General features: G+C 71.5%; 6 protein-coding genes. 3 read left to right on the forward strand and 3 right to left on the reverse strand.

What is annotated here, in order from left to right; all coding sequences use genetic code 11:
• Positions 1-422 precede the first annotated feature (422 nt).
• Positions 423-4724: an FkbM family methyltransferase gene (locus ABTZ99_RS37195; RefSeq protein WP_499617862.1), complete on the reverse strand. Its 4302-nt coding sequence runs from the start codon at positions 4722-4724 to the stop codon at positions 423-425.
• An 11-nt stretch (positions 4725-4735) separates the two neighbouring features.
• The gene (locus ABTZ99_RS37200; RefSeq protein WP_053715424.1) at positions 4736-6079 is read right to left on the reverse strand and encodes a glutamine synthetase family protein; all 1344 of its coding nucleotides are present in this window, start codon (positions 6077-6079) and stop codon (positions 4736-4738) included.
• Positions 6080-6230: 151 nt separating this feature from the next.
• Here ABTZ99_RS37200 and ABTZ99_RS37205 point away from each other — a divergent pair, with 151 nt between their 5' ends.
• The 3 genes from ABTZ99_RS37205 to ABTZ99_RS37215 are packed head-to-tail and all read left to right on the forward strand — an operon-like array spanning position 6231 to position 9053.
• Positions 6231-6881: an LppX_LprAFG lipoprotein gene (locus ABTZ99_RS37205; RefSeq protein ID WP_499617863.1), complete on the forward strand. Its 651-nt coding sequence runs from the start codon at positions 6231-6233 to the stop codon at positions 6879-6881.
• A 29-nt stretch (positions 6882-6910) separates the two neighbouring features.
• Positions 6911-8410, forward strand: coding sequence for an MFS transporter (locus ABTZ99_RS37210; RefSeq protein WP_499617864.1), 1500 nt, complete (start codon positions 6911-6913; stop codon positions 8408-8410).
• A 46-nt stretch (positions 8411-8456) separates the two neighbouring features.
• The gene (locus ABTZ99_RS37215) at positions 8457-9053 is read left to right on the forward strand and encodes a TetR/AcrR family transcriptional regulator (RefSeq protein WP_498774632.1); all 597 of its coding nucleotides are present in this window, start codon (positions 8457-8459) and stop codon (positions 9051-9053) included.
• Positions 9054-9471: 418 nt separating this feature from the next.
• Here ABTZ99_RS37215 and ABTZ99_RS37220 read toward each other — a convergent pair whose 3' ends face one another.
• Positions 9472-10638, reverse strand: coding sequence for an MFS transporter (locus tag ABTZ99_RS37220; RefSeq protein WP_499617865.1), 1167 nt, complete (start codon positions 10636-10638; stop codon positions 9472-9474).
• Positions 10639-11293 lie beyond the last annotated feature (655 nt).

Genomic DNA, 11293 nt, shown 5'->3' on the forward strand with positions numbered 1-11293 from the left:
TCCAGTAACAATCTCAAAGGAAACCTCTTGACGAGGTTCATAAATTTACTGGCTATTCGGCACGCTGTTGAGTTCTCAAAGAACACGCGCTCACCATCACGTCCCGCGTCTTACCGCGGTTCATTCCGGGGCTTTGTGTTTCCGGTGTTTCGCTTGCTGTGGTTGAACCTTAGCTCGTTCGTTTTCGCGGTGTCAAATCGGCCGGTTTCGGCTTCTCGGCTCCGCGACAAACTCGCTTAGCATTCAATTTGTATCAGTTTCCAGAGCGGAGGCAGCACGCTGTGCTGCTTATTCGTTTCTGGGAGCTTGACGCCGCAGTAGTCTACTCGGCCCGATTCGCGGTGTCAACCGCTCGTTCCGAGGTTCTTGCTGGCGACTCGGTAAAAGTTACTCATGACCTTCGCCGGTGTCAAATCGCCTGGTCAGCGGCCTGCTGGAGCGGTGCGCGCCGGCATGGCCACCTGTGGACCCGGTCCTTTGGGCGCCACCGGACGGGGTCGCAGCCAGAGCGAGATGGACCGCATGCCCTCCATCGCGGTGACGATCTGCTCCGGCGTGGCCGGTTCGCGGGTCGGCACGGGCACCAGGTCGTAGCCCCAGATCCGGAACTCCTTCAAGACCGTGACCGGATCGTCGCCGAAACCCGCCGTCGCCGTGGCGGAGAAGTCCAGGAACACGTGCGGGCGATCCCGGCGCAGCAGGCGCACCAGTCCGGCCAGCGCGCGATGACCGCGACCGGGCGCGTCGACCCGGACGACGGACAGCTTGCGGCCCTGCAACAACGGCACGGCCTCCAGCTCCTTGTCGAGCCTGGCCGCACGCACCCGCGGCACGTCGTCACCGGCGCCCTCCGGCAGCGGCGCCACCGACACCCCGCCCGTCAACGACGGTTGGGTGGCCAGCTCGCCGGTGCTCTCCCACGCGGCGGCGTCGACCAGGACGAGCTGCTGCGCCACCCGTTCGGGCAAGTTGACGTCGACGTTGTGCCGCAGCAGCGCCCGCGACGACTCGCACGGCTCGACCGCGACCACCGCGCCGCCCGTGCCGAACCGGCTGAGCATGCGCACGGTCTGGTACCCGATGTACGCGCCGACGTCGAGGAAGATCCCGTCCGGCTCGACGACCGCGTCGATCAGCTCGGACAGGTCGCTCTCCCACACCCCGTTGCTGGACAGCATCGGCAGCATGAACGCGTCGTCCGACGGCAGCCGCAGCAGGCCGACGTCGGTCAGCACGAGCGAGCTGCGCGGCACGGAGTCGCTGTGCCGTTCGTGCTCGCGCACGACGACGCGGCGCAGGGCGTCGGCGGTCTGCTGGGCCTGGTTCGCGGCGCGCAGGCCGACGTCGAGCTTGGTGTCGCGGTCGCGCAGCACGTCCACGACCTTGGACTCCAGCGAGTCGATCCGGTCGAGGGTGCGTTCGAGCGCGACGGCGAGCTTGTCGATGCGCTGGGCCAGGGCGTCGCCCTGCTTGGCGCGCTTGGCGGCCTCGGCGACCACCGCGTCCTCGATCTCGCGCACCCGCCGTCCCTGGCCGGCCATGTCCGCGCGGACCCGGACGACGGCGTCGTCGACGCCCACGAGCTGGTCGGCGAGGTGGCCCTGGTGCTCGGCGTGCTGTTCCAGCTCGGCGCGCAGCACCTCCAGCTCGCTCAGGCCGACGCCGCCGGAGATGTCGTCCTGGCGGCGGACCAGCTCGGAGACCGTGCGCTCGACCCCGTCGACCAGGGACGTGAGCACGTCGCGCATGTGGTTGTCGTAGTGGTCGAGGACGCGCAGGACCATCTTGCGCAGCTGCGGCGCCATGGGCGTGCGGCTGGCCGTGCCGACGTCGGGTTGGCGCAGCAGGGCGTGCTTCGCCGAGTGCAGCGCCTTGAGCGGGTCGACGGTCGGCGCGGGCTTGGCCCGGCGGGCGCGCCAGCCGCGGTAGGCGTGCTCGACGCGTTCGCGCAGGATCTCGCCGACCTTGGCGACGTCACGGGTGGCGCGGACGTGGTCGCGTCCCTTGAGGCCGATCGCGACGGCCGTCGGCAGGTCTTCGGCGAGGGCGCGCATGAGCTTGGCGGCGGCCTGGACGTCGGGTTCGACGCCCTGGCGGCACGGCACGAAGATCACCGCGTTCTTGTCGAACAGCTCGGCGACCGCGCCGTGGTCGGAGGTCAGGATCGGCGTGGCGCGGGCGGCGTGCTCGGCGAGGGTGTGCGCGATCCGGTCGCACGCGCCGCCCCGGTGCAGGTGGACGAGGCAGTCGACGGCGCCGAGGGTGTCGACCAGCTCGATGCGCGGGTCCGCGGCGGTGGCCAGGCGCAGCCGTTCGGCGGCCTCTGGGTGCGCGTGCGCGTTGCCGACCTCGATGCGCAGCGTCACGTCGTTGCGGTCGGGGAAGGCGGAGAGGAACGCGGAGACGGCGCCCAGCACGTTGCCCGCGCGGTCGAGGGCGTGATCGGCGAGAGCGCCGAAGATCACCCCATCGTGTGCTTCGAGGGCTTGGTCCTCGGCTTCCGGGACGGGGAGCGGGAGGACGCGGACGGTCGGGCCGCCCTGGCGTTCGAGGGTGGCGCGGGTCGTCTCGGAGGGGACCCAGAGTTCGGCCGCGTCGGTCGGCTGGTCGTCGTCGAGGAGGTAGTCGACGACGAAGCGGCTGTCCGGCACGCGTTCGGTGGCGCCGACGCGGATCACGACCGGGTAGCCGGCGTCGGTCGAGGTCGGGAGGCCGGACGCGCGGGCGGCGGCGTGGACGAGCTCGGCGATCGGGCCGGAGCCGAGGACGGAGACGCCGAGCTGGTCGTGCAGCACGGGTCCTTCGGCGCGGGGCCGCGGCACGGCGGCCACCGGCAAGCGGCCCGCGGCCACGCCGACGGTCGCGCACCAGTCGCGGAACGCCGGGCCGTCCTCGCCGAACGGGTCGGGGAACTGGGTGCGGAGGGCCTGGTCGGAACGCCAGAGCGCGACGGCCCAGCGCGTGCTGCCGGGTAGGCCGGGCACCGACTCGCTCGCCCAGGCCACGAACGCCGCCCCGCCGTCCGGACCGAAGGCCGGGGGTGGCGTGCGGCGGGTGGACGGTGATGCGAGGGCCGGGGTTGCAGCGACCGGGGCTGCAGCGACCGGTGATTCGACAGCCGGTGACGGGATAGCCGGGTCGGTGCCGGAGCTGGGGAGGGGTGCGGAGGGCTCGGCGGCCGGGTGGGGCTGGTCGGCGGCGGGCTCAGGGGTTTCGGGTGCTGAAGCGGTGATGCCCGGCTCGATCTCGGCGGACGCGGATGCGGATGCGGGCCCGGACGCGGTGAGGTCGGCGGTCGGCTCGGCTTCGGCTTCGGCTTCGGCTTCGGCTTCGGCTTCGGCTTCGGCGGATGGTGCAGGATGGCCGGCGCTGTCGCCGGCAAGCTCGGCGCGGTCGGCGGCAGGGTCGGCCGGCTCGGCACCCTCGGCGGCGGGCTCGTCTTCAGCGGCCGGTGCGGAGTCGGCGGGCTCGGCGGTGGTCGATTCCGGCTCGGTGGTTTCCCGCTCGGCGGTTTCCGGCTCGGGCTGGGCAGGTGTGGGTGCTTCGTGATCGGCGAGCGCTTCCGCGGCGGCCGGATCCGGCTGGTGGATCAGGTTCGCGGGCGCCGTGGGCGGGTGGGTGCCGTTCACGGTCGGCGTGGTGGCCGGGGGTGGGGTGTCGGTGGCCTGCTCGGCGGCCCGTTCGGCGGCGGCCGTGGTGCCTGGGCTGAAGGCCGAGCCCGGGTGGGTGCGGGCGGCTTCGCGGTAGTCCGCGCGCAGTTCGTCCGGGATCTGGGTGCCGTCCGGCAGTTGGCCGAAGCCGTAGCGGACCCTCTGCGGTGAATGGCCCTTGCGCACCAGTTCCGCCCGGTACGCCGTGCAGAGCTCCGCCAGGTGCGGGTGCTCCGAGAGCAGGACCCGGGGGCGGTCGGCGAAGGCGGCGGACAGCAGCCAAGGGCGGTGGGGGTCGAAGCCGGCGAAGTGGACGCTGCGGACCGGCTCGCCGATCGTCGTCAACGTGCCGTCCGGGCGGCGGTGGAGGTCTCGTTGCGAGGCGTTCCACACCGACAGGCCGACCGTCGCGTCACGCAGGACGTGCAGGTTGACCAGCGCGGGAGCCATGTCGAGCACGGCCTTGGTGGCGTCCGGAGTGCGGCGCAGCTGCTCGCCGAGCGACCGCAGGAACGGCTCGGCGCCCGGTGCGACCAGCAGGAATCCCGGGTCGAAGACGCCGGTTTCGATGAGCTCGGTGGGTGTCGGGCGCAGGCCGTCGTCCGGCAGCGGCCGCAGCGCCCGCGGCACCAGGACCAGCGGGCCGCGGCGCACGGCGGCCTCGACCAGGTCCGTGAGCGGGTGGAGCACCTGCACCCACGGGTCCAGGTAGAGCACGGGCACGCCCTGGCCGAGCAGCTGTTCCAGCAGCTTGGGCCGCAGCACGCCGCACAGCTGCGACGCCGTGCAGCCGGTGGCCAGCTCGGCCAGCTCGTCCTGGCTCATCCCCAGGTCGGCGGGGGTGACGAGGCCCGGACCGGAGTTCTCCGGCAGGGCGTCGACCACCAGCGCCATGAACCTGGCCTGCGGGTGGTTGGCCAGGAAAGAGCTGGACAGCACCTTCACCGCGGGCAGTTCGGCGGCGGTCGCCACCGTGCAGGCGATGAACGTGGGACGGGATTCCGGACGCGCGGGCACCTCGGTCACGGTCTGCAAACCTAGCTTCTCCGAGTGCCCGGTGTGGACCACCCGCACGGGTGTCTCCCTCACAGGACCGGCAACAGGGTGCGCAACTCGTACGGCGTGACGCTGCGCCGATACGCGTCCCACTCGGTGCGCTTGTTGCGCAGGAAGAAGTCGTACACGTGCTCGCCCAGCGCTTCGGGGAGCAGTTCGGAGTTCTCCATCTCGGTCAACGCCTCGCCGAGGTTCTGCGGCAGGTTGTCGTACCCGGCGGCGCGCCGTTCGCGGTCGGTCAGCGACCACACGTCGTCCTCGGCGGGCGGCGGCAGCTCGTAGCCCTTCTCGATGCCCTTGAGCCCGGCCGCCAGTATCACCGCGTAGGCCAGGTACGGGTTGCAGGCGGAGTCGAGCGAGCGGATCTCCACCCGGCGCGACGACGACTTGCCGGGCGAGTACATCGGCACGCGGACCAGCGCGGACCGGTTCGCGTGGCCCCAGCACACCGCCGTCGGCGCCTCGCCGCCCACGATCAGCCGCTTGTAGGAGTTCACCCACTGGTTGGTCACGCCGGAGATCTCGCGGGCGTGCTTGAGCAGGCCGGCGACGAACATCTTGCCGGTGTCGGACAGCTGGTACGGGTCCTCGGCGTCGTAGAACGCGTTGCGGTCGCCCTCGAACAGGCTGACGTGCGTGTGCATGCCGCTGCCGGGCTGGTCGGTGAACGGCTTGGGCATGAACGAGGCCCGCACGCCCTGCGTGATCGCGACTTCCTTGATCACGTACCGGAACGTCATCACGTTGTCGGCCATGGTCAGCGCGTCGGCGTAGCGGAGGTCGATCTCCTGCTGGCCGGGCGCGCCCTCGTGGTGGCTGAACTCGACCGAGATGCCCATCGCCTCCAGCGCCTCGATGGCGTGGCGGCGGAAGTGGGTGGCGGTCTCGTGGCTGGTCTGGTCGAAGAAGCCGCCGTTGTCCGCCGGGGCGGGCTCGCTGCCGTCGTCCGGCAGGCCCTTGAGCAGGAAGAACTCCATCTCCGGGTGCACGTAGCAGGTGAAGCCCGCCTCGCTGGCCTTGGCCAGGGTGCGGCGCAGCACGTGCCGCGGGTCCGCCCACGACGGGGAGCCGTCCGGCATGGCGATGTCGCAGAACATCCGCGCCGAGTAGTGGCTCTTGTCTGGCGTCTGCCAGGGCAGCACCTGGAACGTCGACGGGTCCGGCTTGGCCACCATGTCGGACTCGTACACGCGGGCGAAGCCCTCGATGGCGGAGCCGTCGAAGCCGATGCCCTCGCTGAAGGCGCCTTCGAGCTCCGCGGGAGCGATCGCCACCGACTTGAGGAAGCCCAGGACGTCGGTGAACCAGAGCCGGACGAACCGGATGTCGCGTTCCTCGAGGGTGCGGAGCACGAACTCCTGCTGGCGGTTCATGTCCCGAAGCCTAGGTAAGGACGGTTAACCGTGCGTTGCCGACTCGGCCGAACGCACTGGGCCGTTTGCCGCCCCGAGAGGATTGCGCAGGTCAGGGACTTGCCGTGGTGTTTCGCGGTGCCCCGGGACGGCTCGATCTACGATTCACCCCATGCTCCCTCGTCGCGCCCTGATCGGGTCGCTCGTGCTCGCCGTCGTGGCGGGCTGCACGTCCTCCGGTGGCGCCGGGGCCCTGCCCGACGGGCCGGACCTGCTGGCCAAGGCGTCCGCCGGGATGAAGTCCGTGACCAGCACCCACTTCACGATCAAGGTCGACGGCGAGCTGCCGGGCGTGACCGTGAAGGACGCCGAGGGCGACCTGAACGCCGAGGGCGAGTCGCAGGGGCGGGCGAAGGTCGAGCAGTTCGGCCAGCTGATCGAGGTCGAGTACGTGCTGGTCGGGCAGGACCTGCACTTCAAGGGTCCGACGGGCGGGTTCACCAAGCTGCCCGCGGCGCTGGCGGGCCAGGTGTACGACCCGACCGCGATCCTGGACCCGGACCGGGGCGTGGCCCGCGTGCTGGCCGACGCGCGTGACGCGAAGACGGTGTCGAACGACGACGGCGTGGCGGTGGTCGAGGCGACCGTGCCGCGTGACGTGGTCGCCGGGCTGGTGCCGGGGATCGACGCGGACGTCGCGTCGACGTTCTCGGTGCAGGACGAGAAGCTGCGCAAGGCGCTGTTCACGCTGCCGAGCGGCGCGAAGGTGACGATCGAGCTGTCCGACTTCAACAAGCCCGTCACCGTTTCGCCGCCCGCGTGAGTTCGGCGGTGGGTTCCGGGGTGGGTGCGGTGGGCGCGGTCAGGGCTCGGCGGCTGGCGATCGGCGCGGGCGCGGCGGCGGTGCTGCTGGGCGCGCTCGACGCGTACGTGGTCGTCGGCGTGCTCGTGGACATGGTGCGTGACCTGGGCATCCCGGTGAACCACCTGGAACGCGCGACGCCCGTGGTGACCGGGTACCTGCTCGGGTACGTCGCCGGGATGCCGTTGCTCGGGCAGTTGTCGGACCGGTTCGGGCGGCGGTTGGTGCTGCACCTGTGCCTGGTCGGGTTCGCGGTCGGCTCGGCGGTGACCGCGTTGGCGGGCGACCTGCCGCTGCTGGTGGCCGGGCGGGTGGTGCAGGGGCTGGCCGGTGGGGCGTTGCTGCCGGTGACGATGGCGCTGGTCGCGGACCTGTGGGCGGCCGAACGGCGTGCGTCGGCGTTGGGTGTGGTGGGCGCGGCGCAGGAGTTGGGCAGTGTGCTCGGCACGCTGTACGGCGTCGGGTTGGCGTCGTTGTTCAACGCGTGGTCGTTCTTCGAGTCGGTGGAGCCGCAGAGCTGGCGGTGGGTGTTCTGGGTGAACCTGCCGTTGGCGGCGGTCGCGATGGCGGTCGTGCAGGTGACCGTGCCGCGGTCGGTCCGGTCGTCGGTGCGGATCGACTTCGTCGGCGGCGGCTTGTTGGCGTTGGCGTTGTCGTTGCTGGTCGTGGGGCTGTACAACCCCGATCCGTCGCGGTCGGTGCTGCCGTCGTGGGGATGGCCGGCGCTGGGTGGGGCCGCGGTGGTGTTCGTCGGGTTCGTGCTGTGGGAGCGGCGGTCGTCGGTGCGGCTGCTGGATCCGGCGGGGGTGGCCATGCGGCCGTTCCTGGCGTCGCTGGGTGTGTCGTTGGCGGCCGGTGCGGCGTTGATGGTGACGTTGGTGGACGTGGAGCTGTTCGCGCAGACCGTGCTGGGGCGTGACTCGGCCGCGGCGGCGGGGATGTTGGCGCGGTTCCTGATCGCGTTGCCGGTGGGCGCGTTGGTCGGCGGGTGGTTGGCGGCGCGCACCCCGTTGGGTGACCGGTGGGTGTCGTTCGTCGGGTTGGCGGTGGCTTCGGGCGCGTACGTGCTGATCGCCCAGTGGCCGGCTTCGGTGTCGTCGTTCGTGGTGGGGCGGGACCTGGCGGTGGCCGGGTTCGGGTTGGGTTTGGTGATCGCGCCGGTGTCGGCGGCGGTGCTGCGGGTCGTGCCGTCCGCGCAGCACGGTGTGGCGTCGGCCGCGGTGGTGGTGGCGCGGATGACCGGGATGCTGGTCGGGGTGGCCGGGTTGTCGGCGTGGGGCCTGCACCGGTTCCGCGAGCTGACGGCGGACCTGGACACGCCGCTGCCGTTCGGGATGTCGCCGGAGGAGTTCGCCGAGAAGGCGGCGGCTTACCGGGAGGCGCTGACGGCGGCGTTGCTGACGGAGTACCACGAGATCTTCTGGATCACGGCGGTAATCTGCGGTGTCGGGGCGGTGGTGTCGCTGCTGCTGCCCCGTGCGGGTCGTTGAGTTTCGGGTTTCCGGCTTCAACGGTTCGGTTGGATACCATCGCGGGGTGGCTTGGAACACCGAGGAGACACGTCGGCGCCTGAAGGAGGCGGCGGTCGTCGAGTTCGCCGCGCACGGGTTGGCGGGCACTCGGGTGGAGCGGATCGCGGCGCGGGCCGGGGTGAACAAGGAGCGGTTGTACAACTACTTCGGCGACAAGGAACAGCTGTTCCACTCGGTGTTGTCGGACGAGTTGGCGAAGATCGCGGCGGCCGTGCCGTTCGACGCGGAGTCGTTGCGGGATGTGGGTGAGTACGCCGGGCGGTGCTTCGACTACCACGTGGCGAATCCGCATCTGGTGCGGTTGTTGCAGTGGGAGGCGTTGGCGTACGGGGACGGGGCGGTGCCCGACGAGGAGGGGCGGGCGGCGCACTACCGGCGGAAGGTCGAGGCTTTCCGGTCGGCTCAGGCGGACGGGGTGATGTTCGCGTCGCCGGCGGCCGCCGACCTGGTGTTCTTGATCATGTCGCTGTCGTCGTGGTGGCTGGCGGTGCCCCAAGTGGCCCGGATGGTGACGGGGCAGGTCGATCTGGCCCACCGCCGTGCAGCGGTCGTGGAGGCGGCTCGGCGAATGGCATCTGCGCAGGTCAAGACTTCGCGGTAGGCTCGGTTCGACCGAGGGGTCGAGAAACACGATCGGGTGAACCTGCCCCGAAAATGTACGGAAACACTGTTCTCGTACCTCGGTTGAAAACCAGCGGACCCGCCGAAACCACCCCCGACCGCCCGCCACCCGCTACCCGCTACCCGCTACCCGACGCTCGACCACCCCGGCGGCTGACCACTCCGCCGCCCCGACCGCCGCCCAGCCCTAGACGACGGCCGCACCACCCGGCCCCGCGGCAACGCACCACCCCCATGGCCCGCAAGCACGGCCCCCACACACGGCCCGCAAGCGGAAAGGCACGGCCGGCAACGGGAGCAGGAGGGCCGGAAGGGGCGGGCGATCAGGGAAGCGGGTAGTGGGCGGGCCGGGTTATGTGGATCAGGGTGGGAGTTGGAGTCGGGGTTGGGGCGCGGAGCTAGACGGTGGCGGGGTTGGGAGTTGGGCGGGGGCCCAGGACCAGCGTGGTGGCCGCGAGGATGAGCAGGCCGGCGAGGGTCAGGCAGACGGCGGCGAAGCCGGCTGGGGCCAGGGCGGTGACGAGGACCGGGCTGATGCCGCCGCCCAGGCCGACCAGGAAGCCGTAGCCCGCCAGGCCCGCGCCGCGCGCTTCGCCGGAGGCGCGGCCGACCAGGGTGACCAGGGCCGGGATGGTGACGGCCAGGCCGGCGACGAAGATCGCGCTGCCGACGAGCAGCACGGGGAGCGTGGTGGAGCCCGCTTCCAGTGCCAGGCCGCCCGCGGCGGTAAGGAAGGCGGTCGGGGCGACGCGGTGGGCGCCGAAGCGCGTGATCAATGGGCCGGCGAAGAGGCCCAGTGCGATGCCCGGCAGGCCGGGGAGGCGGAGCAGGAGCAGGTCGACGGCGTCGTGGATGCCGTAGCGGTCGCCGACGGTGGTGGTCAGGGCCGTGTACATGCCGACGAAGGTCAGCAGGAGGGTGATTCCGCCGGTGTAGGCGACCAGGAGCGCCGGGCGGCGGAGGAGGTTGGCCAGGCGGGTGAACGTGGTGGCCAGGGCGGTGGGGGTTGGGCGGGGGATTTCCGGCAGCCGGGTCAGGGTGGCGGCTACCGCCAGCAGCATCGGGGCCAGCAGCCAGAAGACCCAGCGCCAGCCGAGCGCTTTGTCGACGCCGAGGGCGTAGGCCTGGCCGATCACGCCGGCCAGCAGGAACGAGCCGGAGACGGCGGTGATGCCTACCGCGCGGCGGGCCGGTGGGAGGGCTTCGGCGACGTAGGCGAGTGACACGGACGGGATCGCGGCGGCGAGGAAGCCCTGGACGGCGCGAGCCGCGAGCAGTGGGGCGAAGTCGGTGGAGGCGCCTGCGATCGCGCTGGCCACGGCGCTCAGGGCGAGGCCGAGAGCCATCACGTGGCGGCGGTCGTAGCGGTCGGAGATGGTGCCGAAGAGCAGGTTGCCGGCGGCGAACGCGAAGCCGAAGCCGCCGCCCACCCAGGCCGCGGTGGAGAGCGTGATGCCGTAGCGCTCGGCCACGCCCGGCAGCAGCGGCACGGTCAGGTAGAGCTGGCCCACGGCCAGGATCACGGCCGCCACCAGGACCGTCACCACAACGGGTGATCGGGTCACGGACCAGTTTTGACGGCGAGGGCGGCCGTCGGGGTGCTTGAGGCCCTGGCGCATGGGGTGAGGGTGGGGGTTCGGGAGAGAGGTGGCCAACGCGAGCTCCAGGTCCGGGTTCGGCGCGTGGGGTGACGAAAGGAATCCAACTGTGGCGTTGGAATTAGGGTAGGGCGACTCTGCGGCTAACTCCAACGGTGGAGATGGAATGTGCGCCGCGTCACCGAGAGGGGGATGCGGTGGGGCGCGAGAAGGTGCGGCCGGAGGGGCCGGCGGAGGAGCGGCCGGAGGAGCGGCGCGCGGGCGGAGGCGGATGGCCGAGGCGGGCGGGCGCACGCAGAGGGGCGGAGGGCGGAGGGTGCGGACGGCGGAGGGCGCGGCAAGTGCGCCCGGAGGGGTGAAGAGAGGGTGCGCTTGGAAGGTGTGGCGAGAGATGTGCGCGGAGGGTGGCGAGAGGTGTGCGAGGGAGGGAGGTGCGGTGGGTTCGTGGGGTGCGGTGGGTTCGTGGGGTGCGGTGCGTCACCGGAGGGTTGGTGGGGTCACTCGAAAGGTCGGTGTGGGGCGGTGGCGGGTGCGGGTTGGGGTTGGGGGACGGACCATGGCCGCATGACGCATCCCGAGGCGAACACCGCTGGTCAGGGTCGGCGTGCTGAGGCGGACACCG

It is taken from the genome of Actinosynnema sp. NPDC002837 (assembly GCF_040295345.1).
GTDB lineage: Bacteria > Actinomycetota > Actinomycetes > Mycobacteriales > Pseudonocardiaceae > Actinosynnema.

Coding starts and splice junctions, on each gene's coding strand:
- ABTZ99_RS37200 (WP_053715424.1), bottom strand. CDS start 6,079: ATGAACCGCCAGCAGGAGTTCGTGCTCCGCACCCTCGAGGAACGCGAC.
- ABTZ99_RS37205 (WP_499617863.1), top strand. CDS start 6,231: ATGCTCCCTCGTCGCGCCCTGATCGGGTCGCTCGTGCTCGCCGTCGTG.